The organism is Acinetobacter lwoffii (genome assembly GCF_024129595.1).
GTDB lineage: Bacteria > Pseudomonadota > Gammaproteobacteria > Pseudomonadales > Moraxellaceae > Acinetobacter > Acinetobacter lwoffii_O.
The window spans coordinates 111,417-137,727 of record NZ_JAMXXS010000003.1 but is presented as its reverse complement, the minus strand read 5'-3'; the positions used below and the strand labels follow the sequence as shown (position 1 = coordinate 137,727).

Sequence of the window (26,311 nt, the reverse complement as noted above, 5' to 3'; positions counted from 1 at the left end):
GATGGCATTGTCAGACCGTACCCAAGGCTATGTTTTTTTAGTTGTTACCATGTGCATCTGGGGCGGTTTTACCTTAACGGCCCGCCTGAATGCACTTTGGCAGATCAGTGCCTGGGATATTGTGGCCTTGCGTTTTTCTCTGGCCTTCCTGATTCTGATGCCGATCTTGCTCTATCGTAAAGAGGCCGCTTTTTTACTGAAAAAAGAGCCTTTTATTTTAGCGATGATTGGTGGGGTGATTTACTGCCTGTTTGCCTATAGCGCTTTTCACTACGCACCTACCGCCCATGCTGCAATTTTCTTGAATGGCAGTATTCCAATCTGTACCGCGATTATGGCTTTTTTTCTGATGGGGCAGGCTTTTGATAAACATACCTGGGCCAGCCTGATAATTATGATCGTAGTACTATGTCTCATGAGTATGCTGATGTATCGAGAAACTGGTGTGGCCTTTGGAGCAGGAGACGGGCTGTTTTTTATTAGTGCTATACTTTGGGCGATTTTTACCGTTTTATTGCGTAAATATCAGCTAACTGCATGGCAGGCAATGTGTGGTGTCGCGATCTGGTCGGCAGTGGTTTATGTGCCGATTTATCTGCTATTTTTACCGAAAAACCTGAGTGTGCCTGAACCCGAGCATTTACTGTTTCAGACCATTTTTCACGGCATATTTGTGGTGATTATTGCTACTTTAAGTTATGTAGAAGCCATCAAGCGTCTTGGTGCATTTAAGGCAGGCAGTATTACCAATCTTGCACCTTTTATTGCGGCAATTCTGGCTGTACCTTTATTAAATGAAACTTTAAGTCTGGCCATGGTGTGTGGCCTGATGGGTATGGCAGTTGGGGCCTTACAGCCGTGGCGCTGGTTACAGCATCAGGACAGTCTAAGCCGAAAATTAGCAGAACAAAAAAAACAGTCTTAATCAGACTGTTTTTTTTATGCTTCAGCTGGCTGCCATGTTTAAATATTTTTGATGTAATAGTTTGAGATGAGCATAGAGATGATCCAGATGACCATCATTTAGGACAATATCATCGGCCATGGTCTGCTTTTGTTCACGAGACATTTGTGCGGCAATGATATTGCGAATTTGTTCGATATTCTGGCCATCACGTTGTGAGGCCCGCTCAATTTGCAGTTCGATGGTGGCATCAATCAGTAAGGTATGCTGAGTGAGTTCGTGCTGATTGGTTTCGAACAGTAGAGGAGAAACCAGAATGGCATAGGGACTTTGCGCAGCATGTAGTTGCTGGATAATGGAAGTGCGAATTGCCGGATGGGTAATACTTTCCAGAGTTTTGCGTGCTTCAGGAGACTGGAAGATATATTCACGCAAGGCACGACGATTCAGTGAACCATCGGCAAGCAATACCCAATCGCCAAAAGCCTGCTGAATCTGGGCCAGTGCAGGCTGACCAATTTCGACCACTTCACGTGCTACCACATCGGCATCGACTACCGTTATCCCTTGTGCTTCAAACCATTGACTGGCAGCAGACTTACCACTGCCAATCCCACCAGTTAAACCGAGTACAAATTTCAATTTATTGACCTAAATACACTTTCATAATTTGTTCACCCCAAAGAAAAGCAATCCAACCGGCAATAGCAATATAAGGACCAAAAGCAAAAGGCTGATTTTCCTTGCGAACTTTTAGCAGAATGATGCCAATAATCGCACCTACCAGGGAAGACAACAGCACAATTAAAGGCAGTAATAATGGACCCATCCAGGCACCCAAAGCCGCAAGCAATTTAAAATCGCCATAACCCATGCCTTCCTTGCCGGTGATGATTTTAAACAGGTAATACACTATCCATAGACATAAAAAACCAATGATATACCCCCAGATGGCTGAGCTTGGTGAGGTATAGAGTGCATAACTATTTGCGCCCAGACCTAGCGCGGCCAAGGGCAGGGTATAACGGTCCGGCAATAGCTGGGTGTCGAAATCAATAAAAGTGAGTGCAATCAGCACATAAGTCAGGATCAAGCCAAACAGCATTTGCATGGTTGGGCCAAATACTGCTACGACAAGCAGTGCACAAACTGCCGTCAGAATTTCAACAAATGGATAGCGGATGCTAATGGAATTCTGGCAGTTGCTACATTTCCCGCGCAGGACCAGCCAGCTGATAACTGGGATATTCTGGTACCAGCGAATTGGCTGATGACATTTAGGGCAAGTCGAAGCGGGTTTGCTTAAACTTAATTTCGCTTCATCAATCACCGGCTGTTCCGGATGCAGGAACATCTGGCAATCGGTACGCCATTCCTGTTCCATCATCTTGGGAGTGCGGTAAATCACTACATTCAGAAAGCTGCCGATACATAAACTAAAAAGCCCAACTGCGATATACAACGCCGTTGGGTTTTGAATAAAATATTGAATAAGATCTTGCATTAAACCACAGAACCCATTTGGAAGATTGGAAGGTACATAGCAATCACCAGACCACCAACAAGCACACCGAGAACAGCCATAATGAGCGGTTCCATCATTGAAGTTAAGCCGTCAACTGCATTGTCGACTTCATTTTCATAATGCGTGGCTACTTTATCCAGCATGGCATCTAGTGCACCCGATTCCTCACCAATTGCGACCATTTGGATGGCCATGGAAGGGAACTTGTTGGTGACCCGCATAGCAAATTGCAGCTGTTGACCTGTGGCGACATCTTCCCGAATTTTCATCACCGCATCTTCATATACGACGTTATTGGTAGCGCCGGCAGTAGATTCCAGTGCATCAATCAAGGGAACACCAGCTGCAAAAGTGGTGGCCAAGGTACGGCTATAACGGGCAATAATCGCTTTATATACCAGATCACCAAAAATCGGTGCCTTGAGCGCTGCTTTATCCAGAAAATCGCGGAATTTCTTGCTACGTTTTTTGGCTTCAAGAAAAGCAGTAATGATGGCTCCAATCGCAATAATCAGCAGGAACCAATATTTTTGCATCCATTCCGACATATTGACCACCATTTTAGTGAAAGCAGGTAAGTCAGCACCAAATGAAGAGAATAAGTCCTGGAAAACCGGTACCACTTTGACCATCAGAATAATGGTAACAATCAGGGCGACCACAACAACTGTAGCTGGATATTTCATGGCCTTTTTGATTTTTTGCTTGAGTAGTTCGCTTTTTTCTTTATATATCGCCACACGATCCAGCATGGTTTCTAGCGCACCGGATTGTTCACCAGATTCGACCAAGGAACAGAACAATTTGTCGAAATACTGTGGGTATTTGCGCAGTGCACCGGCAAAGGTGTTACCGCCTTCAACCTCACCTTTAATTCCCAGGACCACTTCGCGCATTGCCGGATTTTCCAGGCCTTCCGCCACAATTTCAAAGCCTTGTACCAGAGGTACCCCAGCTTTCATCATAGTTGCTAGTTGCCGGGTAAAAATAGTGATATCCAGTGTGCTGACACGTTTTTTCATTAAGCCTTCGAGAATATTTTTTTTCTTTTCCCGAATGGTCTTGATGCTGATACCTTGTTTTCGAAGGGTGACCTTGGCCAAAGCCATATTTTTCGCTGGCAATTCCCCCTTGATCTTTGCCCCTTTACGATCAATTCCTTCATAGCTGAAGATCGGCATCATCTGGCCTTTCTTTACTGCTGCCATACCTTTATCCTTATTTTAGATCAGCGCCCGATCATTCGCTGGTGACACGATTGACTTCCTGTAAAGAAGTCACCCCCTGCATCACCTTGATTAAACCTGACCGGCGTAAATTATTAAAACCTGCACGTGCGGAAGCATCGGCAATTTCAAGTGCATTGCCGTCCTCCATAATAATTCTGGAAATTTCGGGTGTTACTTTCATAACTTCATAAATACCTACACGACCCTTATAGCCTTCGCGACATTCATTGCAGCCCACCGGTTCATAAATTTGGAACTCAGGTTGCTGCAAGTCGGTTTCGGTAAAACCCATCTCCAGTAAGCTTTGTTGCGGAATCTCGGCAGGTTTCTTGCATTGCGAACACAAGCGACGTGCCAGTCGTTGTGCAATAACTAGATTCACCGAGGTGGCAATATTGAAAGAAGGTACGCCCATATTACGTAAACGGGTCAAGGTCTCAGGCGCACTGTTGGTATGTAAGGTCGACATCACCATATGACCGGTCTGCGCAGCTTTAATCGCAATCTCGGCAGTTTCCAGATCCCGGATCTCACCGACCATTACGATGTCTGGGTCTTGGCGTAAGAAGGACTTTAGTGCGGCAGAGAAGGTCAGGCCGACTTTATTGTTGACATTGACCTGATTAATCCCTTGCAGGTTAATCTCGACCGGATCTTCCGCCGTTGAGATATTGGTATCTTCACGGTTTAAAATATTCAGACCGGTATAAAGAGAAACTGTTTTACCGGAACCGGTCGGACCGGTGATCAGCAGCATCCCTTGCGGTTTGTCCAGTGCCTGCATAAACAGTTCTTTTTGTTCCGGTTCATAGCCCAGAGCATCAATCCCCAGCATCGCGCTGGATGGATCCAGAATACGCAGTACCAGCTTCTCGCCAAACAGGGTAGGGAGAGAGTTGACACGGAAATCAATGGCTTTATTTTTAGAAAGTTTTAATTTGATTCGTCCATCTTGCGGTACACGTTTTTCCGAAATGTCCATTTGCGACATAACTTTAAGACGTGAAGACAAGCGATTTGCCAGCTGTAAGGGCGGGGTTGCAATCTGACGTAGAACGCCATCGACCCGGTACCGTACCCGATAGATTTTTTCATAAGGTTCAAAGTGTAGATCTGAAGCGCCCATACGGATCGCATCAATCAGCAATTTATTAATATATTTGACAATCGGTGCTTCATCACCTTTATTGCTTTCTTCATCCTCTTTATTTGTATCTGAGGTGTCGACATCAACATCTAAGTCAAAATCGTCATCAAACTCAAACGTGCTTTCTTCAGTAAAATTTTGCTCGATCAGTTTTTCAAGTTTATTGTGTTCAACAATAATGGTTTCAATATTGAGTTTAGTCGAAAAACGGACTGCATCAATTGCTTCGATGTTGGTCGGGTTGCTGGTTGCAACATATAAAATACTGGAATTTTTAAAAATCGGCAGGATGCGATGCTTGGTAATCAGCTTTTCATCAATTGCATCCCGCAAAATTTGGGCAGGATCATAGGCACTGATATCAAACAGCGGTTCGCCAAATTCAACCGAAATCGTTTCAGCAATGACGGTTGGAGAAAGCTGCTGCTGGTTAATCAGCTCAGCCACAATATCGACTTTTTCTTGTTTGGCATGCGCCAACGCACTGCGCATATCTTCAGCCGAGATGACGCCTTCCTCGACTAAACGACGAATAAATCCGGTAAATCTTGGCGACCCCTGTAATGCTGTCATGCTATAAATGCCTATAAATCAAATTTTTTTAATTGCTATATTAAAATTATACGTTTGTTACGTAAAAATACCATAGCTAAGAGTGCTGCTACCTTCCTCATATCCAGTAAAACTTTGAACTGGTTAGAAGAAGTTCCCATTTTTTTAAGTGATAACAAAAAACAACCATTTTGAATAGTCTAAACCTAGAATAAGTGATAAGAAAACTATTCTTTAAATTTTCCAATTCCGTGTAGAATGTGCCCAATTCGAAATATGTAAATAAAATAGGTTAATTATGTCAGTTTCGACGATTACCCCTTGGGTAATAGGTAACTGGAAAATGAATCCGCTGCAGGCAGATGCATTAACACTGGTACACGGTATTAAAAATTTACTGGAAACTGCACCAATCGCCGCAGATAAATGTCATATCGGTGTAGCCCCGATTGCTCTTGCCCTGACCCAGATTCAGGCGGAACTGTCATCTGCGACTCGTCCTGTTTACACTGTAGCACAAGATGTTTCACGTATTTCAGGAACGGGTGCTTATACCGGTGAAGTGAGCGCTGAATTATTGCAAGACAGCCAGATTCATTATGTACTGATTGGTCATTCTGAGCGTCGTGAAGTTTTCGCAGAAAACGCAGAAGTTCTGAATGCCAAAATCAAGCATGCATTAACTGCCGGTTTAACGGTGATTTACTGCGTGGGTGAAAGCCTGGAACAACGTGAAGCAGGGCAGGCTGAAGCGGTCGTATTGCAACAGATTTGTGATATTGCAGCGGTAGTGGACGCTGAGCAATGGAAAAATATCGTGATTGCTTATGAGCCGATCTGGGCAATTGGTACCGGTAAAACCGCCTCTCCTGAAGATGCACAAGCCATGCATGCACAAATCCGTCAAGGTTTGAGCCAGATCACCGGCTATGGTGCAACCATGGCGATTTTATATGGTGGTAGTGTCAAGCCGGAAAATGCAGTAGAGTTAGCAGCCTGCCCGGATATCAATGGAGCACTGGTCGGTGGTGCATCACTCAATGCTGAGTCGTTCCATAAAATTGCTCACGCATTTGCAAATACACAATAATTAGGAGTTCAGCATGCAAACTTTTGTGCTGGTAGTACATATTATCTTAGCTGTTTTGATGATTGTCTTGATTTTGGTTCAGCATGGTAAAGGTGCAGATGCTGGTGCCTCTTTCGGTGGCGGTGGTGCGGCGACAGTATTCGGGGCATCGGGTTCCGGCAATTTTATGACCCGTTTGACTGCCATTTTAACGGCGCTATTTTTTGTGACCAGTTTGACTCTGGCTGTTTTGGCCAAGAAAGACAGCACAAATGCCTATAGTTTGGGAACGGTTCAATCTGCGCCGACCATGCCTGTGCAATCGAATGAAACTTCACCAACTGCACCAGAAACGACCGAATAGTTTTAATTAGTCCTTTCTTTTTTCCAGTGATGCGACTAGAATGCGTCACAGCTGCGGTGGTGGTGGAATTGGTAGACACGCTACCTTGAGGTGGTAGTGCTTTCGGGCGTGGGGGTTCAAGTCCCCCCTTCCGCACCAACTTATAATCCAGAAATTTAAGTTGGTGTATGCAGCTGAAAAAACTTCTGTTGATGCGGGATGGAGCAGTCTGGTAGCTCGTCGGGCTCATAACCCGAAGGTCGTTGGTTCAAATCCAGCTCCCGCTACCAATCAATCCTTTTTAAAGACGCAAACTTTTAAGAGGCAGCTTAAACAGGTTTTAAGTTGAGAAATTTAATTTGCATGTTGTTGCGGGATGGAGCAGTCTGGTAGCTCGTCGGGCTCATAACCCGAAGGTCGTTGGTTCAAATCCAGCTCCCGCTACCAATCTTTTAAAGATGCAAACTTTAAAAGCAGTTTAAGTCTTTTAAACTGAAATGTTATTTGTACGCTGATGCGGGATGGAGCAGTCTGGTAGCTCGTCGGGCTCATAACCCGAAGGTCGTTGGTTCAAATCCAGCTCCCGCTACCACTTTTTCAGCGACAGATGACAAATATGCAGAATGATGTGGTTTTGATTGAAAAGTTCTCATCTTTTGTATATAATTTTTGCACGTTGATGCGGGATGGAGCAGTCTGGTAGCTCGTCGGGCTCATAACCCGAAGGTCGTTGGTTCAAATCCAGCTCCCGCTACCAAGTTTCTAAAAAGAGGCTCACAACAAGGTGGGCCTTTTTGCACAGTGGGATTTGAAAAAATCTTAAATTGTGCATTAATTGGGGCGATTTACGCCCTTTTTTATTGGCTATCGTGTAGTGTCGACATTATTTGGTCAAATCTCCATGTTTCACTACTACTATAGTTTGTATTGGTTTGTAGTGGTCAAATAGATCATAAAATCGCACCAGATGACGAGAGTAAATGAAGCTATCAAATAAAACTCAAGCACTTCAGGACTTGATTGCACCAGCAGTTGAAGCCTGTAATGTAAACCTTTGGGGGATTGAATTCCTGCCACAGGGTAAATGTTCGTTATTACGTATCTACATCGACAAGCCAGTCGATGAGAGCGTTGCACCAGCAATCAATGAAGATGGTGAAGAAGAGCAGGGGCGTGGTATTGGCGTTCAGGATTGTGTGCGTGTCACGCAGCAAGTGGGCGCAATGCTGGATGTTCATGATCCGATCTCGGGTGAATATTCACTTGAAGTATCTTCGCCAGGCTGGGACCGTCCATTCTTCCAGCTCGAGCAGATGTCAGGCTATATCGGTCATACCGTAGCACTACGTTTGATCAGTGCGGTAGATAACCGTCGTAAATTCCAGGCCAAACTGGTTGCTGTCGATCTTGAAAATGAAATGATTCAGGTTGAAGTAGAAAAGCAACAGGTATTGGAGATCGACAGTCACAATATCGATAAAGCAAATTTGGTCTTCCAAGATTAATTTAATAAATAAAAATTTAACGAATAGGTGACGTATGGCACGTGAAATTCTGACCGTCGTTGAAACGGTTAGTAACGAAAAAGGTGTACCTCGTGAAGCGATCTTTGAAGCGCTTGAGCAAGCTTTAGTTGCTGCGACAAAGAAAAAATTCTACGAAGGAACACATTCGGAAGAAGCACGTTTACGTGTGGAAATCGATCGCAAAACAGGTGACTATCGTACTTTCCGTCAGTGGGAAGTGGTTGCAGACGAAGACCATGAAATGCCAGCTTGTCAGGATGCCATCTCTGATGTCGATCCGGCAAAATGGTCGATTGGTGACATTCGTGAGCTGGAAGTTGAGTCAATTGACTTCGGTCGTATTGCAGCGCAAATTGCCAAGCAAGTGATCGTACAGAAGATCCGTGAAGCAGAACGTGCGCTTGTAGCCGATGCTTACGAATCTAAAGTCGGCGAGCTGATCTACGGTGAAGTGAAAAAACAAACCAAAGACGGCTTTATCATTGACCTAGGTGACAATGCTGAAGCGTATCTTGCTCGCGAAGAAATGATTCCGAAAGAAATCCTTCGTCCGAAGCAACGCGTGAATGCGATTCTATTCAATGTCAACCGTGAAGGTCGTGGTGCGCAGTTACAACTGTCACGTGCTAAACCGGATATGCTGATTGCATTGATGAAGAAAGAAATCCCTGAGATTTCTGAAGAAATTATTGAAATTAAAGCGGCGGCTCGCCAACCAGGCGTTCGTGCTAAAATTGCAGTGAAAACCAATGACCACCGTATTGACCCGGTGGGTGCTTGTATTGGTATGCGTGGTACCCGTATTCAAGCTGTACAGCAAGAGCTCAATGGCGAGCGTATTGATGTAGTCGTTTGGTCGGATGATCCTGCGCAATATATCGCAAGTGCATTGGAACCAGCAGATGTATCGAGTATTGTCATCGATGAAGATGCACGTACTGCAGATATCATTTTCGCAACCAGCGATCAGTTGGCACGTGCGATTGGTTCACAAGGTCAGAACGTTCGTCTGGCATCTGAATTGACTGGCTACAAGCTGGACATGATGCTGGAAGAGGAATACTACGCCCGTCAACAAAACGAAGCGCAACAATATTTAGACATGTTTGTTACCCGTCTGGATATCGCGGAAGATTTGGCGATGGCATTGGTAGAAATGGGCTTCACCTCGCTTGAAGAAATTGCTTATGTCCCTGCAGAAACGTTTGATGAAATCGAACTGGATGCGGAACTGGTTGAACTACTGCAAAGCCGTGCGAAAGAAATTGCACTTGCTGATGCATTACAACAGCAAGAGAACATACAAGCGCCAAGTGAAGAACTTGTTGCAATGGAAGGCATGACAGTAGAGATCGCGCAAGCGCTAGCAGCTCGTGGTGTGGTAACAGTGGATGATTTAGCAGATCAGGCGACTGACGATATCGAAGATATTGAAGGTTTGGGTGCTGAGAAAGCAGGTCAACTCATTATGAAAGCGCGCGAATCATGGTTTAACTAGGAGGTAGTATATGACGGACAAGTCGATTAAAGAGTTAGCCCTCAACGTGGGTCGTCCAGTTGAGAAGCTCCTAGAGCAGGTTCGTGAGGCAGGTTTACCACAGCGTAAAGCTGACGATATTATTACCACCGAACAACAAGATAGCTTGATGAGTCATGTGAAAAAGTCACAGGGTTCGGAAAGCCAAGCAGGGCAAATCACGTTGAAACGTAAAACGACTAGTACGGCTAAAGTAGCCAGTACTTCAGGTAAGGCGAAAACGATTAATGTAGAAGTTCGCAAGAAGCATACATTTGTTAAGCCGGATCCAGAACAGATCAAAGCAGAAGCATTGGCGAAAGCCAAGGCTGAGCAACAGGCCAAAGCTGCGCCTGAGCAGAATACAGCGCAAGCTGCTTCTGCCGAAGCTCCAAAAACTGGCGTAAATAATGCGAATAAAGCTCTAGAAGCGATGCGTGCTGCTGCAAAGCAAACCAGCGACAAGCAAGAAGTTTCTAAAGCTGCAGTAGTGGTAAAACGCAAATCAACTAACAAGCCGATTGTGAAGCAAGTTGTTAAACCAACTGAAACCGCTGAACAGAAAAAGGCACGTGAAGCAGAAGCAGCAAAATTAAAAGCTGTTGAAGAAGCAGCACGTCGTAAAGCGGCTGAAGAAGCGCAGCAACGTACCCTTGAGCAAATGCGTCAAATGGCGTCTAAGTACACCGCGGAAGATACCACTGCAACTATTCGTGTTGTTGATGATTCTCCTCTGGCTGCCGGTCTTGTTGGCCAGGCATATGAAGACTCTTTTGCAAAAGAAGACCGCGAAATCAAACGTGGTACGAATACGCCGAGCGCGCGTGCACCTAAAAAAGGTGGTCGTCGTGGTCAGGAAGAGCAAAGCTTCAGCAAACAGCCTAAGCGCGGTTTAAAAACCAGTCAAGGCAACAAGCATGGCTTCGAAAAACCTGTGAAAAAACAGGTTTACGATGTTGAAATCGGTGAAACGATTGTCGTTGCTGACTTAGCTGCGAAAATGGCAGTTAAGGTTCGTGAAGTGATTAAATCACTCATGAAAATGGGTGAATTGGTTACTCAGAACCAGGCAATTGATCAGGAAATTGCTGCACTTGTTGTTGAAGAAATGGGCCATAATCCGGTACTGGTTTCTGATACACAAGCTGAAGATAACTTGCTTGAAGCAGCTGAAGAAGCACGTGGTGCGCAATCTACGCGTGCGCCTGTTGTTACCATTATGGGTCACGTTGACCATGGTAAAACATCACTGCTTGACCGTATTCGTCGTGCCAAAGTGGCTGCTGGCGAAGCAGGCGGTATTACCCAGCATATCGGTGCTTACCATGTAACTACTGATAAAGGTATGATTACATTCCTTGATACTCCGGGACACGCAGCATTTACTGCAATGCGTTCACGTGGTGCGAAAGCAACAGATATCGTGGTTCTAGTTGTTGCAGCAGATGATGGTGTAATGCCACAAACTGCAGAAGCAATTGACCATGCACGTGCTGCAGGTACACCAATCATTGTTGCAATCAACAAGATGGATAAAGAATCTGCTGATCCAGATCGCGTTCTGAATGAATTGACTGTGAAAGAAATCGTGCCAGAACAATGGGGTGGTGACGTTCCAGTGGCAATGGTTTCTGCACATACTGGTCAAGGCATTGATGAACTTCTTGATATTATTTCGATTCAAGCTGAACTTCTAGAGCTTAAAGCATCTGAAGAAGGTGCTGCACAAGGTGTTGTAATTGAAGCACGTGTAGACAACAGCCGTGGTGCGGTAACGTCTATTCTAGTTCAAAACGGTACATTGAAAGTAGGTGATCTTGTTCTTGCTGGTTCATCTTATGGTCGCGTTCGTGCGATGACGGATGAAAATGGTCAGCGTATCAAATCTGCAGGTCCTTCGATTCCAGTGGAAATTCTGGGTCTTCCAGAAGCGCCAATGGCTGGTGACGAAGTTCTTGTGGTGAGCGACGAGAAGAAAGCACGTGAAGTTGCCGATGCGCGTATGGATCGTGAACGTCAAAAACGTCTTGAGCGTCAATCTGCAATGCGTCTTGAAAACATCATGGCGTCTATGGGCAAGAAAGATGTACCTATCGTGAACGTTGTGTTGAAAACTGACGTACGCGGTACCTTGGAAGCATTACACGTTGCACTTGCTGAGCTTGCGACTGACGAAGTTAAAGTACGTATCATTGGTTCTGGTGTAGGTGCGATCACTGAGTCTGACGTGACACTGGCTGAATCTTCAGAAGCAGTTCTACTCGGCTTTAACGTACGTGCGGACAACGCTGCGCGTCAAAAAGCAGATGCAGACAGTATCGACATTCGTTACTACTCAATCATCTATCAATTGATTGATGATGTGAAAGCAGCAATGAGCGGTAAGCTTGCACCAGAACATCGTGAAACGATTCTGGGTGTTGCACAAGTACGTGAAGTATTCCACTCAAGTAAGTTTGGTGCGGCTGCGGGCTGTATGGTACTTGAAGGCGTATTGCATCGTAACAAACCGATTCGCGTATTACGTGATGACGTGGTTGTGTTCCAGGGCGAGCTTGAATCTCTTCGTCGCTACAAAGAAGTGGTTGAAGAAGTTCGTGCCGGTATGGAATGTGGTCTTGCGGTGAAAGGCTATAAAGACATCAAAGCACTTGATAAGATCGAAGTGTACGATGTCCAACTGATTAAACGGAGTCTTTAATGGCGGGTAGTCAACGTCTGAAGCGTATGGCGGATACAGTACAACGCGAGTTGTCAGAACTGATCCGTCAGGAGCTGAAAGATCCACGCTTAGGTGGTCTCGTGACCATCTCTGCGGTGAAGGTGAGCCCAGACCTGGGATATGCGGAAGTTTATGTCACTGTGATGGGACGTGAACTTGGCGATGAGCAAAGCCAAGAGGCCAATAAAGAAACTCTGGATGTGTTGAACAAAGCATCTGGTTTCCTGCGCCACGAGCTGAGTCGTCGTATCAAAACCCGTATTACGCCTCGTCTACGTTTCCATTACGATAAGACCAATGCATATGGTAACTATATGTTTGGTCTGATCGCTGAAGCAGTGAAGGACTTACCTGAAGCTGAAGCAAAAAAAGATGATGAATAAGTCTTAGGACTAAAAAAGCCACCTTCGGGTGGCTTTTTTTATCTCTCTATTTTGAGATTTGGGAGAACTGGAATCGCTTGCTCAATTAATCTAAATCATCATTGCGATTGATTTTCTTTTCATAAAAGGTACGACGGCGTGAACGCTGCCAAGGCAGGGGACGTTCCAGCGTTTCCGGCACTTCGCCACTCAAAGAGCGTAACCGCAAATGCAATGCAGCCTGTGCCATCAGATTGGCGGATACCGGCGCAGTAATAAAGGCAAACAGGGTAATCAGCACTTCAGCAAAACCGAAACGGCCATACATGGCAGAGAAAATCATCGCCGCAATTAAAAAACTGCCGAGGCCCAAAGTACTGGATTTGGTCGGTGCATGCAGACGCATGAACAGATCGGGCAAACGCACCATCCCAATTCCGCCGACCAGCATAAAGAAAGCACCAATCAATAGAAAAATCGACACCAGTATTTCTAAAATTAAAGACATTTAAAAACTCCTAGTCGATGACATGGCCAGTGGTAAAATAACGCGCCAAGGCTGCGGTAGAGACAAAGCCTAGCATCGCGACCAAGAGAGCGCCTTCAAACAGAAAGGTGCTGCTCCAGTAAATGCCTAAAATCACCACCAGGCAGGTGGCATTCAGAAACAGGGTGTCCAGTGCCAACAGGCGGTCAACAATAGAGGGACCGGTAATCAGACGGATCAGACACAGTAACATGGAGATGGTGACCGCACCCAGACAAATCAATAATGCATAAGGTAGAATCGTCATGCTTTTTCTCCTGATCGTGCATTAAAAATCTCAATGAGCGGGCGTTCATAGCGCTGCTTAATTAGCTCGATTTCGGCCGCTTCATCATCTGTGCTTAAGGCATGCACCAGAATATCACCACGATCCTGGTCAATCCCTGCAGATACCGTGCCCGGTGTGGTGGTAATAATCATCGCCAGCAAGGTGTTGACTTCTTCATGTTCGGTGTCTAAAGGCACTCGGAACCATTTTGGATGCAGATTCTTCGTCGATCCTAGCACCAGTTTTGCGACTTTGATATTGGCTACTACAATATCCCAAACTACGACAAAGAACAGGTGCAGGGCAGGAGTCCACTGGATATTAGGGGTATAGTCAATAAAGGGTTCGACCATACGTGGAATGATCACCGCGAGTAGCAAGGCCATCAGCAGGGTTCCAGCGTCCAGGCTGTGTGCCAGTAAAACCCAGCTCAGTCCTACAATCACAGAAACCAGCGGATGCGGGAACCAGCGTTGAAATAATGATTCAGCCATTAAGGTCCCTCCGCCGGTTTAAGTTGATTATCATCATATTCGGTCTGTTCAATGTGCTGCTGGTCAATCTGGCGTTGCTTGAATTCAGAAATATGTTCACCCTTCAAGGTCGCTTCTGAAATTACATAAGGAATCAGATGCGCATTAGGATCTATCACCTCACCACCATATTTGGTTTCTGGCAAATACTTCGGATCGAATGGCTGGACGCTAATAAACTGACCTTCTGCATCCGGTTTTAACAGCGCGGCTTCATAGACCGAATTGTTTTTGATCTGTTCCGCAGTCTGATAATTATATTGATAAATCGGTCCGGCAAACACCACGTAGGCGGTTAAGCTCACAAGCAATATATAAATCACCCGGTCATTGCGTGCCGGTGCTTTACTCGGTAGGGCTTCATATTTATGAAACTCTTCAGAATCAAGATCATCTTCAGGTCTGCTCGAACGCCAGAACAGGATAAAACCGACCCGGGTAAAAGCCAGAATACTGAGAAAACTTACCAGCAAAATGGTCAGGATAATAATCATCTGATAATCTGAATTAGCAGAAGCCTGCAAAATAAAGACTTTACCGAAAAATCCACTAAACGGTGGCAGGCCTGCCATCATCAAGGCGATGATGAAATAGACAATCGAAACTAGCTTATTCTGTTTCATCAGTGGGGCGATTTTAAAATGATCTTTAAATTCACCGCGCTGCGAGGTAATCCAGCCCGACAGAATATAAAATGCGGCCGCAATCAGGGTACTGTGTACCAGATAATACAGCGCACCCGCCCAGGCTGTAGTATTATTCAGGCCAATGGCCACCAGAATCGTTCCGACTGAAGACAGCACCATAAAACCGACAAAACGGCGCAGACGTTCGGTGCCAATTGCACAGATTACCCCATAGACGGATGTGACCAGACCAATCACCAGCAGACAGTTCATCAGAATCTGATGGCTATATTCATCATCAAAAACCGTGCCGTTGATACGCAAAATTGCATAAATCCCGACTTTAGTCATGATAGTAAAGAGCGCTGCTACAGGAGTCGTGGCCACCGCATAGGTTTTGGGTAACCAGAAACCCACCGGCAGCATTGCTGCTTTGATTCCAAACACCACGAAGAGCATCAAGCCACCGGCAACGGCCAGTTTATGCTGATCTTCTGCAAGTGTTGGCATCAAACGGGCCACATCGGCCATATTCAGGCTACCGACACTGCCATAAATCATCCCGAGTCCAATCAGGAATAGCGCAGATGCCAGCAGGTTAATGGTGACATAATGAATTCCCAGCTGAAAACGTGCCTTGCCTTGTCCATGCAACAGCAGTACATAAGACGCCATCAGCAAAATTTCAAAGAACACAAACAGGTTAAACAAGTCACCGGTTAGGAATGCACCAGTCAGACCCATCAGCAGGAAATGCACCATGGCATGGAAATAACGGCCGCGTAAGTCCCATTCTTTGCTGGCATACCAGACCACAGGCAAGGCGAGCGCATAGGTCAACACCAGCATCATGGCCGAGAGCTGATCCAGGACCAGCACGATCCCGAATGGTGCTGCCCATTCGCTGAGGGTGTATACGCTGATTTGGCCCTCGCTGCTGTTTATCAGATAGCTAACGGCAATGATCAGGCCCAAGATTCCCGAGAGATGGCTGATACCACGACGCCAGGGTTGACGCCAGTCCGTGATCAGAGAGCCTGCACCCGGATTTCCCAAAAGTACCAAGGCAAAAGCGGTAAAGGCCGGCAAAAGAATGCTGAAAATAGGAGTATGTTGAGTCCAGAAATTGAGAAGATCAGTCATTAAGGCTCATCCTCACGTGGATCAATCTGGGGAATATCTTCTTTTGAGTCAACGTGGTCTGTTCCTGATTCGTAGCGGCTACGCAGTGCCAGTTGGACAATAAAGGCAGTGGTGGCAAAGCCAATCACGATGGCCGTCAGCACCAGTGCCTGAGGAAGAGGGTCGGTCACATTCGAAGCTTCGGTTAATACTGCAGGCGAATTCATCTGAATCCGGCCCATGGCAAATAAAAACAGGTTGACCGCATAACCAATCATGGCCAAGCCCAATACCACCGGGAAGGTACGGGCACGCAGGATCAGATAAATGCCTGTAGCTGTCAGCAGACCAATCGCGGAGGCTAATAAAAATTCTAAACTGATCATTCTATTATCCTCTTGGTACTGGGCCAGACATGCTGGAGTGACGTGAATCGCCTAAGACCGAAATCATCAGCATGGTGGCACCGACGACAGTGACATAGACGCCGACATCGAATAGTGCAGCCGAAGCCAGATGCATTTCTCCAATGATGGGCGGAGAGACATAAATATGTGCACTGGTCAGGAATGGACGTGACCAGAACCAGGCCGCGACTCCAGTCAAACCGGCAATCGTTAAACCGATCCCGATCCAGATTTCATACAGGCGACCGGATTTAGCACCCAGCAACTGTTCGGTTTTGTCCTGTCCCACTGCGATATATTGAATAATGAGTGCCAGTGACGTCACCAGTCCGGCAATGAATCCACCGCCCGGCAGGTTATGGCCCCGCATAAAGATATACAGGCTGACTACCAGCGCGACCGGCAAAATCCAGGATGCGGTAATACGTAACATCAGCGGGGATGGGTTAAAACGATAGGTCAGGCCCTGAGTCATGGTGGTGCCATGCGCACGCATGCCATCCATCAGGCTGAGTACACCAATCGCGGCAATGCCGAGTACAGTAATTTCGCCGAAGGTATCGAAACCACGGAAATCGACCAGAATTACATTCACGACATTGGTTCCGCCGCCCAGTGGAATCGACTGTTGCAGGAAGAACCATGAAATGGAATTGTGATCACGGGTCATGATCAGCCAGGCAATTGCCGCAATCCCGAGACCGCCGCCCAAGGCAATAATGGCATCACGCCAGCGACGGGTCGGACTCGATTCATACGGTGTTAACTGAGGCAGTAAAGATAAACTCATCAGTAGTAGAACCGTGGTGACCACATCGACCGTAATCTGGGTCAATGCCAGATCGGGCGCCGAGAAGCCGATAAAGACCATGGTGACGACCAGGCCGACTGCACCGCTAATGAGTACCGCTTTAATCCGCTCATGATGGAACCACAACAGCATCCAGCAGGAAGAGAACAGCAGTAACCACAGGATAATCGCCAGGGCAGGAGCATGGGTCAGCTCGCGCGTACCTGTACCCACCGCATTGCTGAGTAATGGGAACCCCACCAGCCCGACGGTAAAAATTACAATCCACAATAAATAGCTTTGTAATTTGCCATTTTCAGTGGAACGGCGGAAACGACGTGAATTCAGCAGCAAATTTTTCAAAAATAGATCGAACAGCACCCGGCCCTGTAAGCGACCCAGTTTTGGATCCAAGTCGATTTCACGTAAGACGCCACCTTTGGCGAGAGAAAAGTAAAAGATTGTTCCGCCGAGCAGAGAAATCACACTCATCAGAAGGGGCAGGTTGAAACCATGCCAAAGCGCCAGATGAGTGCCTTCAAAGGCAAAATTCTGGGTGGTGGCTTGAGTAGTGCTGTTGACAATTTTTTCCACCAGAAGAGCCGGTAATAGACCGACTAAAATACATAAAATTGCTAACAAAGTGGCCGGTGCGCGCATACCAAAGGCAGGTTCATGTGCATCTTTATTCGGGACCTGCTTGCCTAGCGGACCATCGAAAAAGACTCCATGCACCAGTCGAATGGAATAAGCCACCGCAAAAATCCCGGCCAGTGTCGCGACAATAGCAGAGCCGACCATAAGTGGACCACTTAAACTGGCGACCAGTTCGGTAAAGAACATTTCCTTAGACAGGAAACCATTGGTCAACGGTACACCCGCCATGGATGCTGCCGTGATCATGGTCAGCGTGGCGGTAAATGGCAGTAATTGCCATAGGCCAGACAGTTTACGTAAGTCACGAGTCCCGGATTCATGATCGATGATGCCGGCAATCATAAACAGTGCCGCTTTAAAGGTGGCATGGTTAATAATATGGAAAATCGCTGCTGCAACAGCCAATGGTGAACCAATCCCGAGCAGACACATGATCAGACCTAAATGGCTGATGGTGGAATAGGCGAGCAAGCCTTTCAGGTCTTCCTTAAAAATGGCAAAGAAGGCGGCCATGCACAGGGTAAACAGACCAACAAAGGTCACAATATTATGAAACAGTGCAGCACCGGCAAAGATCGGGAGCAAACGTGCTACCAGGAATAAACCGGCTTTGACCATGGTGGCCGAGTGCAAATAGGCAGAGACCGGTGTCGGTGCAGCCATGGCATTGGGCAACCAGAAGTGAAACGGGAACTGCGCACTTTTGGTAAAGGCGCCGAGTAAAATCAGCAACAAGGTTGGAACAAATAAATGATGGGACTGAATCTGTTCAGTCATCATCAGGATTTGGTCAAGCTGATAAGTGCCGGTGATTTGACCGAGCAGGACAAAACCGCCCAGCATCGCCAGACCACCCATTCCGGTAATGGTCAGAGCCATACGCGAACCACGTTGCGCCGCTTCGTAATTGCTCCAGTAACCTACCAGCAAGAAGGATGAAATACTGGTCAGTTCCCAGAAAACCAATAAGATAATCAGGTTATTCGACAATGAAATTCCGAGCATCGCCGCCATAAACAGCATCAGCAGGAGATACAGTTTGCTCAGTGAATTTTTTGGATTGAGATAATAATAGGCATAAATATAAATCAGGGTGCCAATTCCGCTGATCAGCAAGGCAAACAGCAATCCCAGAGAATCCAGGCGAAAACTGAAATCAATGCCGAGCTGGGGCAGCCAGGACCAGGTCTGGGTCATCACTGCACCATCAAAGATGGCAGGCGCCTGACTCAATAATAATAAGAAACTGCTGAGGCTGACACCAATTGCCCCTAAAGCCGTTACCCCGCGCGAAAATTGCTTCAGCCACGAGACAAGGGTTGTGCCTAATACTAACGGTAACAATATAATAATCGGCAGCACACTCGTATCCATTGTCATGATTTAGGTTTTGACCAACCTAAGGTGAATCTTTATCTTTCAAGGACTACAGGACCACAAGGAGCGACCCAAACTTCTCAACCTTGAAAGCCAAAAGAATATTCAAAAAGAATATAAAACAGTTGTATTGCGCAACTTATAAACGATAGCAAATTCCGATTTTACAATGAAATTCGCAAATAAAACCGATCATATTACAGGATAACAACAACATCAACGTTTTTATGTAGAACTTATAAATTATACGCCGGCTCGGTTTTAACAGGCGCTGCATGCTTAAACAGATCATCTAGAAGTGACCGAAAATTAAGATTAAATTGCAGGCATTGATTGTAAATTTGACTCAAAACAGTTCAATCCTAGCAAAACAGAATGCTGGAAAAGGCTCCCTTATTGACTCAAACAATCGTGCTTATTTTTTGAATCTGTTTAGAGCGACTGAGGTAGCGTCGGATGGTACTCCTGAGTAAGTAGGGCCAGCAGTTCCTGCTGTTGTTCGGGATTTAACTGTTGCTGAATCATTTGCAATACTGCAAGCGGTGTGACGGGTTCGGTGACCGTTTCCAGTAAAGTATCTTCAGGCGAGATATCTTTATTTCGCTGCAATTCCAGCTCTGCGTAGATCTGATCAAACTGGGTTTTCATACTTTCAAGATGAATGGGGTGCAGCTGTTTATTTTCCAGTTTCAGACATTGAAAGCCTTGCGCCTGTTCCAGTAATTCAGGCCGGTTGCCGGTCGCAATAATCTGCAAGTTAGGAAAAGCCTGATGCAGGCGTGACAGGATCACTGCTGCCATCTCCTGATCCAGTTGATGATCAATTGCATCAATCAACAAAACGCCTGTACCTTCCTGACACGGGAATAAACTGTTGGTATTCAACAGACAAAGCCGCCGTACAATGTCACCCACCAGTGCAATCCAGTTGCGGATACTGTTGGGCAGTTGCTGGAAGCTAAAGGTCTGTTGCTGATAGGTCACCATCAGTTGCAGCTTGGGCTGGTATTTTAAATATATCTGGCTGACTTCTGGCAGGATCAGCGACAGGGCCTGTTTTAAAGCGGTGAGATTCGGTGCATGCAGATGTGCCTGGGCTTTCTCGATCTGCCGGGCCAGTTCATCTCCGCGACTGTTTTCAGGCTGCTGCAAGGCACGCGCCAAAATCTGGTTCATAACCTTGGCACTTTGCGCATTTTCAATATCACTGATTTCACGAAACCATTCAAAAAAACGGGCAAAGGTGGTGAAAGGAATCGCAGCTATTTCATAAGCATGTGCGGACTGGAGAATGGCCGGGTTATTTTTGCTGAGCAGATTGACTTCATTGGTAAAGCGTTCAGCAGGATAATAGGCAATTAGCGGCAAACCGAGCAGGGGATCGTGCAAGCGGGCTTTGTGATACAGGCTGAGCATGCTTTCAAGCTGTGAGGTTTCTGCTTTGCTAAAACCCAGACCCTGACTGTTTAGGGTCTTGTAGATTTGCCATGAACAGCTTTGTAGGTTCGCAGGCTCAGACTGACTGGATTCTGGCAAGCTGCCCATCTCTTCAGGAAAACCAATCCGGATATCGATTTTGGATTGCAGCCGGTTTTGCATGATGTCCTGATCTTGCATCACAAGACCGGCAGCACGGCTGTCGCGATAACGGGCTGCAAACCAGGTCAGTGCCTGATAGCTAAAACGTAAAAGCGTAGTTTTGCCAGTTCCCTGATTGCCCAGAATCAAGGTGACCGGGCATTGCGGATAATTAAACTGAAGCTGAATGTCGGAAAAATGCAGTGTGTGTTTCAGTTGAAACGCTTGGATGTGCATAGATCACCTGTCCTATGAGGTTTACATCCATGCCATGCACTTTAACCGACTGCCTGCCGAAGCGACTGTGGCATTTTGATCTTCAGTTGCTGAATCAGGTCATAAATGTGATGAATATTTAAACTCACTTTAGCACGTGTACAGGCTACGTAAAGTAATCTTAATTCTTCATCACTAATTTTATGGTCTTTTTCATTCAGCTTAAACTGATAGTCATCTTCAATATGAACCTGATCCCATTCCAGACCTTTGGCCTTGTGCGCCGTGGAAATAATATAGTCGGCCTGGGCAATTGGGGTGATTTTAGCCAGAGCTTTTTTCAACGGATCGGTGCCATGTTCGTCCACCAGTTTGACCAGTGGCTTGATGTCACTGCCTTCATTGGTTTCACAGTATTCATGGACATCATGCCAGGAGTTAAACCAGGCCAGTTCCGGCACATCAACCACACGTTTACCCTGTTTCAGCATGGCAGCCGCATCGACAAAACGATTCAGTTTGACATGGTCGGCTTGCAGGCTGACTTTATCACCACGAACTAAACCCGCTAATAACAATTCCATGGCGCGGGCATTGGTTCGGCATAAAATTGCATCACGCATTTTGGTATGCGGTTTATTCATGACCTTAGAGTCTAATAGCGGATTGCCAAGCAAAGGTACGGTCTCATTGAGGGCACCTAAAATGGCATTGGCATTCAGGGCAATTTCAGGACCGAAACGAAATGAGGTGGTCAGACGTGATTCTGGTAAGGGCAGTTGCTGCATGGCATTGACTGCACCACGCCAGGCATAAATTTGCTGATGGGCATCACCGACATAAATCACCTGGGTGCTGCGCTGTTTCAGTAGAATCCCCAGCATTAAGGGATCGGCATCTTGGGCTTCATCGAACATCACATAATCGGCCGGGATATTCGGCTCGGACAGTGCCCAGAGTTTCAGGTAAATGTCATGACCAATGCCTGCCTGATGATTGGGATCAATCGACTCTAGCCAGCGCCGTTCGACTGCCGGATAAAGCTTCTGCTGCAAAGTCTCGATATCATCCGGATGCAACCAGCTCGGCGCCTGAATATGCCGCGGAGCAGGGTATTGCGAACTGGTCGAGCAGAAATAACCGACAGCATTGGCGACTAAACTCGCCAGACGCGAAGGCATCAAGACATATTTCTCATAACGTCCACCCATCATGCGGCGCATGGTCATCGGTTCAAGCCGGTACTCTTTGGCAATAAAACTCGGACTCAAGCGTGGCAGACGCAGCTTGTCGGTCACTCCACGTGGAACACTGCGAAATGCCAGCGAGTGGAATGTGCGGCAATCTACGCCACGGTGAAACTTGGCCTGCGCTTCACTGGCAATGGCCTTGTTAAAAGCCAGATATATGCCACGTCTTTGCGGCATGGCATCACTGATCATTTGCAAGGTAGTCGTTTTACCTGTGCCGGCATAGGCAATCACTTTAAAGGATTTGCCCAGACGTGCGTTATCAATGGCAGTGGCCTGCTCATAGGTCGCGGTCGGTTTTTTTAAATCAGACACAGATGAATTCAAGGCTTAATACTGACGGTTGGCTTTTTCAACCAGGCCGGACAAGCCTTGGCGACGAGCCAGTTCATTGAGTACCAATTGCACATCCAAGTCGAAATAGCCGAGCATGACGATAGTATGGAACCAAAGATCTGCCACTTCATAGATCAGATCATTTTTATGGTCTGCCGAAGCATTCTGGTCAAAGTCTTTGGCTGCCAGTACAGTTTCAAAGCTTTCTTCGCCGACTTTTTCCAGAATCTTGTTCAGGCCTTTATGATACAGCTTGGCCACATAAGAGGAGTCCGGATCGGCCTGTTTGCGTTCTGCCATCATCTGGCCCAGATAAGACAGGACTTCGACCTGTTCAGATTGGGCAGTTGACGCTTCCATCGCCAGCGTATGCGGATTCGTGGATTTTTCGCCATAAATCGCAGATGGATCTTTCAACTGTGCATCGACAATTTCCCAGCCATTTGGCGTGAGCTTGCGATAGAAACATGACTCACGGCCGGTATGACAAGCAATGCCACCATGCTGTTCAATCTGTAAAATAATCACGTCAGCATCACAGTCCAGACGAATTTCATGTACGGTCTGAAAATGTCCTGATTCTTCGCCCTTATGCCATAATTTGTTGCGTGAACGGGAGAAATACACTGCCTGATTTTTTTCGGCAGTTAAAGCCATGGCTTCACGGTTCATCCAGGCCACCATCAACACACGTCCAGTTTGATGATGCTGGGCAATGGCAGGAACTAATCCTTGTTCGTTAAATTTTACTTCATCGAGCCATTGCGTGTTGTTCATAAGGGTTTCCATCATTTCAATCAAAATATAAAAATACGGATAGGAAATATCCGCTGATAGTGTACGTGATCTCGCAGCATTTGCGGCAAAAATCTGTGTTGATAAGGACAGGCTGTGTCGTGGTTTTTTAAATCAGTCTACTTTAGTCCAGATCTTGCAAAACTGAGACATAGAAAAGCCGCCCTGTCGGCGGCTCGTATTTCCATTAAATTATCCGTAGGAACAATTACCAGTGTTCGCCCGGGAACAGACGTGCATATGCTTTTTGTACCAGGTTCAGTTTTTGTGGTTGCCCCACAGAGGCACTTGAACTTGGGAACAGGTTATAGCCAATCGACATCAAGACATTGTTGATATCCGGTGCAATTGAATAGGTAATGGAAGCCAGGCGGCCCAAACCGGTGGCCACTTTCTTCGGACGTTTCACAATCGCATAGGCAATCAAGTCAGCCGCCTGTTCCGGAGAAAGCGTTGGGACATATTTATAAATTTTAGTTGGCGCAATCATTGGAGTGCGCACCAAAGGCATATAGATCGATGTGATTGCGATTTTATGCGAATGCACTTCTGCAGACAGGCAGCGGCTAAAGGCATCCAGCGCAGCTTTTGAAGCGACATAGGCTGAAAAACGGGTGGCATTGGCCAGTACGCCAATCGAACTGATGTTAATAATGTGACCTGCACGACGAATCATCATTTGCGGCAGGATATTCATCACCAGACGCACCGCGCCGAAATAGTTCAGCTGCATGGTCCGTTCAAAATCATGAAAACGATCTACTGACTCGTGTACCGCACGGCGAATCGAACGACCTGCATTATTGATCAGAATATCAATATGATCGACTGAGGCAATAATCTGTTTGGAAACTTCATCAATTGCTTCCATATTGTTTAAATCACATGGAAAGATTGAGGCTTTGCCGCCTTTAGCTTCAATTTCTGATTTTACTTGTTCTAGGGTTTCCTGAGTACGGGCTACCAGTAAAACATGGGCACCTGCATCAGCCAGTTGATGTGCTGTCGTTAAACCAATACCGCTGGATGCACCGGTAATCAGGACGGTTTTACCTGCAACACGTTTTTCCAGTTGTTTGTGTAGTCTAGTTTTCACGTTTGTTATCCCTAATTTGAAGTCAGCGTTCAAATTATTTTTATTAAAGATCTATAGCGCTCTAACAGAAGATGAGAGCGAAGGTGAGTCCAGATATGATAACCAATTCTTCAAGAAAATCTATAAATTAAACTATTGAAATTAAAATAAAAATTAGAGTAATTGCTCTATTTGTGTTCAATCTTTCATTTAACTTTTAACATGAAAATAAAAAGCAAAGCAAGTGGCTGTTTTAAAAAATAAATAAAAAAACCTCACCAAAATGATGAGGTTTCGAAGCGGCTCGGGCACCTTTTTAAACGGCCGCCAGCGCCTGTTCTAGATCGGCAATCAGGTCATCACTATGTTCAATCCCAATGGATAAACGCACCATATCCTCACTGACGCCTGCCGATTTTAACTCTTCGGCATTGAGCTGACGATGCGTAGTAGTCGCCGGATGGCAGGCCAGACTTTTAGCGTCGCCGATATTGACCAGACGGGTGAACAATTGCAGGGCATCAATAAAACGTGTGCCGCCTTCGAGACCATGTTCTACCCCAAAGGTCAGAATGGCAGAAGGTTTACCTTTCACATATTTCTGTGCCAAGGCATGCTGTGGGTGATCTTTCAGGCCGGCGTAATTGACCCATTTCACTTTAGGATGTTTTTGCAGATATTCAGCGACTTTCAGTGCATTTTCGGTATGACGTTCCATACGCAAGCTTAAAGTTTCCAGACCTTGCAGAATCAAAAACACATTCTGCGGACTGATCGCAGCGCCGGTATTACGCAGTGGCACTACACGCGCACGTGCGATATATGCTGCTTCCCCCAAAACTTCGACATAGTTCACGCCATGGTAGCTTGGATCAGGCGTATTCAGGGCAGGGAAACGTTTAGGATATTTACCCCAAGGGAATTTACCGCTATCCACAATGATGCCGCCAATTGAATTGCCATGACCACCGATATATTTGGTCAGGGAATGCACCACAATATCTGCACCAAAGTCGAAAGATTTTTGTAGTACTGGGGTGGCAACGGTATTGTCGACAATGACCGGCACGCTATATTCGTGCGCAATTTTAGCAATCGCTTCCAGATCAATAATATTACCCAGTGGGTTACCAATCGATTCCACAAAAACCAGTTTGGTTTTTTCGTCAATCAGCTGGCGCAGACTTTCCGGCTTTTCATAATCAAAGAAACGGACTTCAATGCCCTGTTTTGGCAGGGTATGGGCAAACAGGTTATAGGTACCCCCATACAGTGTTGACACAGAAGCAATGTTGTCACCGGCTTCAGCAATGGTCTGAATGGCATAGGTAATCGCGGCCATGCCAGAGGCCAAAGCCAGCGCGCCAATTCCACCTTCCAGTGCTGCAACACGTTGTTCCAGAACCGCAGTGGTCGGGTTCATAATTCGGGTATAGATATTGCCCTGAACCTTTAAATCAAAGAGATCGGCCCCATGTTGAGTATTGTCAAAGGCATAAGACGTGGTTTGGTAAATCGGCACTGCCACAGCTTTGGTGGTTGCTTCAGGGGTATAACCTGCATGAATCGCAAGGGTTTCTGCTTTATAAGTCATTCTGTTTGATCTTCTTGTTTAAGTTTATGGCTTGAGTGTAGTATTTTCACATATGAGTAAAAGTGCAATTTTATTGAAATAAATATATGAAATATTCATATATCAACTTGGATTTGAGTCATTTATTTTACTGAAAACAACTGTTTAAAAAAACATCAGCAACAAACTTGTAACAATGCATTGAAGTTCATGGCAATGGCTTATGTTTTCGCAGCTTTCTGCGTATAATAGCCGATTATTTTTTC

Annotated in this window: 22 protein-coding genes and 5 tRNA genes; 12 read left to right on the top strand and 15 right to left on the bottom strand. The window is 46.1% G+C overall.

Annotation, left to right across the window (positions count from 1 at the left end; genetic code table 11):
• Position 1 precedes the first annotated feature (1 nt).
• On the top strand, positions 2 to 925 hold the full coding sequence (locus tag NI466_RS03185) for a DMT family transporter (protein WP_435575019.1): 924 nt from the start codon (positions 2 to 4) through the stop codon (positions 923 to 925).
• A gap of 21 nt (positions 926 to 946) precedes the next feature.
• On the opposite strand, the gene coaE is transcribed toward NI466_RS03185, so the two are convergent.
• From coaE to pilB, 4 genes are read right to left on the bottom strand one after another with little or no spacing between them, the layout of a single operon-like run.
• Positions 947 to 1,546, bottom strand: a complete 600-nt coding sequence (gene coaE, locus NI466_RS03180) for a dephospho-CoA kinase (RefSeq protein ID WP_253172691.1) — start codon at positions 1,544 to 1,546, stop codon at positions 947 to 949.
• A gap of 1 nt (position 1,547) precedes the next feature.
• Entirely contained in the window at positions 1,548 to 2,408 is an 861-nt protein-coding gene (locus NI466_RS15915) for a prepilin peptidase (RefSeq protein WP_290445972.1), read from the bottom strand.
• A complete protein-coding gene (locus tag NI466_RS03165; protein ID WP_253172689.1) occupies positions 2,408 to 3,637 on the bottom strand; it encodes a type II secretion system F family protein in 1,230 nt (409 codons plus the stop codon). The genes NI466_RS15915 and NI466_RS03165 overlap by 1 nt, the downstream gene beginning before the upstream one ends.
• A 31-nt stretch (positions 3,638 to 3,668) precedes the next feature.
• Positions 3,669 to 5,378 carry a type IV-A pilus assembly ATPase PilB gene (gene pilB, locus NI466_RS03160; protein WP_253172688.1) on the bottom strand — a complete coding sequence of 570 codons (1,710 nt, stop codon included), beginning with the start codon at positions 5,376 to 5,378 and terminating at the stop codon, positions 3,669 to 3,671.
• A 277-nt stretch (positions 5,379 to 5,655) separates the two neighbouring features.
• Here pilB and tpiA point away from each other — a divergent pair, with 277 nt between their 5' ends.
• The 11 genes from tpiA (at position 5,656) to NI466_RS03105 (ending at position 12,916) form a co-directional block, all read left to right on the top strand.
• Positions 5,656 to 6,447 (top strand): triose-phosphate isomerase, encoded by a 792-nt coding sequence (gene tpiA, locus NI466_RS03155; protein ID WP_005094392.1) that lies wholly within the window; start codon positions 5,656 to 5,658, stop codon positions 6,445 to 6,447.
• A gap of 13 nt (positions 6,448 to 6,460) precedes the next feature.
• Complete coding sequence (secG, locus tag NI466_RS03150; protein WP_005094388.1) at positions 6,461 to 6,790, top strand: preprotein translocase subunit SecG; 330 nt, start codon at positions 6,461 to 6,463, stop codon at positions 6,788 to 6,790.
• A gap of 53 nt (positions 6,791 to 6,843) precedes the next feature.
• Positions 6,844 to 6,928: transfer RNA gene (locus tag NI466_RS03145), tRNA-Leu, on the top strand.
• Between the two features lie 54 nt (positions 6,929 to 6,982).
• Positions 6,983 to 7,059, top strand: a tRNA-Met gene (locus NI466_RS03140).
• A gap of 80 nt (positions 7,060 to 7,139) precedes the next feature.
• A tRNA-Met gene (locus NI466_RS03135) sits at positions 7,140 to 7,216 on the top strand.
• Between the two features lie 68 nt (positions 7,217 to 7,284).
• Positions 7,285 to 7,361: transfer RNA gene (locus NI466_RS03130), tRNA-Met, on the top strand.
• Between the two features lie 88 nt (positions 7,362 to 7,449).
• Positions 7,450 to 7,526, top strand: a tRNA-Met gene (locus tag NI466_RS03125).
• Between the two features lie 223 nt (positions 7,527 to 7,749).
• A complete protein-coding gene (rimP, locus tag NI466_RS03120) occupies positions 7,750 to 8,274 on the top strand; it encodes a ribosome maturation factor RimP (RefSeq protein WP_004281103.1) in 525 nt (174 codons plus the stop codon).
• 34 nt (positions 8,275 to 8,308) lie between these two features.
• The gene (nusA, locus tag NI466_RS03115) at positions 8,309 to 9,793 is read left to right on the top strand and encodes a transcription termination factor NusA (RefSeq protein WP_004281105.1); all 1,485 of its coding nucleotides are present in this window, start codon (positions 8,309 to 8,311) and stop codon (positions 9,791 to 9,793) included.
• Between the two features lie 10 nt (positions 9,794 to 9,803).
• The gene (gene infB / locus NI466_RS03110) at positions 9,804 to 12,512 is read left to right on the top strand and encodes a translation initiation factor IF-2 (RefSeq protein WP_114541781.1); all 2,709 of its coding nucleotides are present in this window, start codon (positions 9,804 to 9,806) and stop codon (positions 12,510 to 12,512) included.
• Positions 12,512 to 12,916, top strand: coding sequence for a ribosome-binding factor A (locus NI466_RS03105; protein WP_004281108.1), 405 nt, complete (start codon positions 12,512 to 12,514; stop codon positions 12,914 to 12,916). The genes infB and NI466_RS03105 overlap by 1 nt, the downstream gene beginning before the upstream one ends.
• 85 nt (positions 12,917 to 13,001) lie before the next feature.
• Here NI466_RS03105 and NI466_RS03100 read toward each other — a convergent pair whose 3' ends face one another.
• From NI466_RS03100 to NI466_RS03050, 11 genes are all read right to left on the bottom strand, one after another.
• Entirely contained in the window at positions 13,002 to 13,403 is a 402-nt protein-coding gene (locus tag NI466_RS03100; protein WP_005108489.1) for a Na+/H+ antiporter subunit G, read from the bottom strand.
• 10 nt (positions 13,404 to 13,413) lie between these two features.
• Positions 13,414 to 13,689, bottom strand: a complete 276-nt coding sequence (locus NI466_RS03095; protein ID WP_005108490.1) for a monovalent cation/H+ antiporter subunit F — start codon at positions 13,687 to 13,689, stop codon at positions 13,414 to 13,416.
• A complete protein-coding gene (locus tag NI466_RS03090; protein ID WP_180086795.1) occupies positions 13,686 to 14,204 on the bottom strand; it encodes a Na+/H+ antiporter subunit E in 519 nt (172 codons plus the stop codon). The genes NI466_RS03095 and NI466_RS03090 overlap by 4 nt, the downstream gene beginning before the upstream one ends.
• Positions 14,204 to 16,012: a monovalent cation/H+ antiporter subunit D gene (locus NI466_RS03085; protein WP_253172686.1), complete on the bottom strand. Its 1,809-nt coding sequence runs from the start codon at positions 16,010 to 16,012 to the stop codon at positions 14,204 to 14,206. The genes NI466_RS03090 and NI466_RS03085 overlap by 1 nt, the downstream gene beginning before the upstream one ends.
• Positions 16,012 to 16,377: a Na+/H+ antiporter subunit C gene (locus tag NI466_RS03080; RefSeq protein WP_219307513.1), complete on the bottom strand. Its 366-nt coding sequence runs from the start codon at positions 16,375 to 16,377 to the stop codon at positions 16,012 to 16,014. The genes NI466_RS03085 and NI466_RS03080 overlap by 1 nt, the downstream gene beginning before the upstream one ends.
• Before the next feature lie 4 nt (positions 16,378 to 16,381).
• Entirely contained in the window at positions 16,382 to 19,219 is a 2,838-nt protein-coding gene (locus NI466_RS03075) for a monovalent cation/H+ antiporter subunit A (protein WP_253172744.1), read from the bottom strand.
• A gap of 435 nt (positions 19,220 to 19,654) precedes the next feature.
• The gene (locus NI466_RS03070; RefSeq protein WP_253172684.1) at positions 19,655 to 21,037 is read right to left on the bottom strand and encodes an ATP-binding protein; all 1,383 of its coding nucleotides are present in this window, start codon (positions 21,035 to 21,037) and stop codon (positions 19,655 to 19,657) included.
• Positions 21,038 to 21,078: 41 nt separating this feature from the next.
• On the bottom strand, positions 21,079 to 22,581 hold the full coding sequence (locus tag NI466_RS03065) for an AAA family ATPase (protein ID WP_253172682.1): 1,503 nt from the start codon (positions 22,579 to 22,581) through the stop codon (positions 21,079 to 21,081).
• A 15-nt stretch (positions 22,582 to 22,596) separates the two neighbouring features.
• Entirely contained in the window at positions 22,597 to 23,379 is a 783-nt protein-coding gene (gene hisIE, locus NI466_RS03060; RefSeq protein ID WP_253172680.1) for a bifunctional phosphoribosyl-AMP cyclohydrolase/phosphoribosyl-ATP diphosphatase HisIE, read from the bottom strand.
• A gap of 226 nt (positions 23,380 to 23,605) precedes the next feature.
• Positions 23,606 to 24,493, bottom strand: coding sequence for an SDR family NAD(P)-dependent oxidoreductase (locus tag NI466_RS03055; protein ID WP_174894126.1), 888 nt, complete (start codon positions 24,491 to 24,493; stop codon positions 23,606 to 23,608).
• Between the two features lie 295 nt (positions 24,494 to 24,788).
• The gene (locus NI466_RS03050) at positions 24,789 to 26,066 is read right to left on the bottom strand and encodes an O-acetylhomoserine aminocarboxypropyltransferase/cysteine synthase family protein (RefSeq protein WP_253172678.1); all 1,278 of its coding nucleotides are present in this window, start codon (positions 26,064 to 26,066) and stop codon (positions 24,789 to 24,791) included.
• Positions 26,067 to 26,311: the final 245 nt, after the last annotated feature.

Bases quoted from the DNA above. Each gene is read 5' to 3' on its own strand.
- NI466_RS03185 (WP_435575019.1), top strand. From the start codon at position 2: ATGGCATTGTCAGACCGTACCCAAGGCTATGTTTTTTTAGTTGTTACC.
- NI466_RS15915 (WP_290445972.1), bottom strand. From the start codon at position 2,408: ATGCAAGATCTTATTCAATATTTTATTCAAAACCCAACGGCGTTGTAT.
- NI466_RS03165 (WP_253172689.1), bottom strand. From the start codon at position 3,637: ATGGCAGCAGTAAAGAAAGGCCAGATGATGCCGATCTTCAGCTATGAA.
- pilB (WP_253172688.1), bottom strand. From the start codon at position 5,378: ATGACAGCATTACAGGGGTCGCCAAGATTTACCGGATTTATTCGTCGT.
- tpiA (WP_005094392.1), top strand. From the start codon at position 5,656: ATGTCAGTTTCGACGATTACCCCTTGGGTAATAGGTAACTGGAAAATG.
- secG (WP_005094388.1), top strand. From the start codon at position 6,461: ATGCAAACTTTTGTGCTGGTAGTACATATTATCTTAGCTGTTTTGATG.
- rimP (WP_004281103.1), top strand. From the start codon at position 7,750: ATGAAGCTATCAAATAAAACTCAAGCACTTCAGGACTTGATTGCACCA.
- nusA (WP_004281105.1), top strand. From the start codon at position 8,309: ATGGCACGTGAAATTCTGACCGTCGTTGAAACGGTTAGTAACGAAAAA.
- infB (WP_114541781.1), top strand. From the start codon at position 9,804: ATGACGGACAAGTCGATTAAAGAGTTAGCCCTCAACGTGGGTCGTCCA.
- NI466_RS03105 (WP_004281108.1), top strand. From the start codon at position 12,512: ATGGCGGGTAGTCAACGTCTGAAGCGTATGGCGGATACAGTACAACGC.
- NI466_RS03100 (WP_005108489.1), bottom strand. From the start codon at position 13,403: ATGTCTTTAATTTTAGAAATACTGGTGTCGATTTTTCTATTGATTGGT.
- NI466_RS03095 (WP_005108490.1), bottom strand. From the start codon at position 13,689: ATGACGATTCTACCTTATGCATTATTGATTTGTCTGGGTGCGGTCACC.
- NI466_RS03090 (WP_180086795.1), bottom strand. From the start codon at position 14,204: ATGGCTGAATCATTATTTCAACGCTGGTTCCCGCATCCGCTGGTTTCT.
- NI466_RS03085 (WP_253172686.1), bottom strand. From the start codon at position 16,012: ATGACTGATCTTCTCAATTTCTGGACTCAACATACTCCTATTTTCAGC.
- NI466_RS03080 (WP_219307513.1), bottom strand. From the start codon at position 16,377: ATGATCAGTTTAGAATTTTTATTAGCCTCCGCGATTGGTCTGCTGACA.
- NI466_RS03075 (WP_253172744.1), bottom strand. From the start codon at position 19,219: ATGGATACGAGTGTGCTGCCGATTATTATATTGTTACCGTTAGTATTA.
- NI466_RS03070 (WP_253172684.1), bottom strand. From the start codon at position 21,037: ATGCACATCCAAGCGTTTCAACTGAAACACACACTGCATTTTTCCGAC.
- hisIE (WP_253172680.1), bottom strand. From the start codon at position 23,379: ATGAACAACACGCAATGGCTCGATGAAGTAAAATTTAACGAACAAGGA.
- NI466_RS03050 (WP_253172678.1), bottom strand. From the start codon at position 26,066: ATGACTTATAAAGCAGAAACCCTTGCGATTCATGCAGGTTATACCCCT.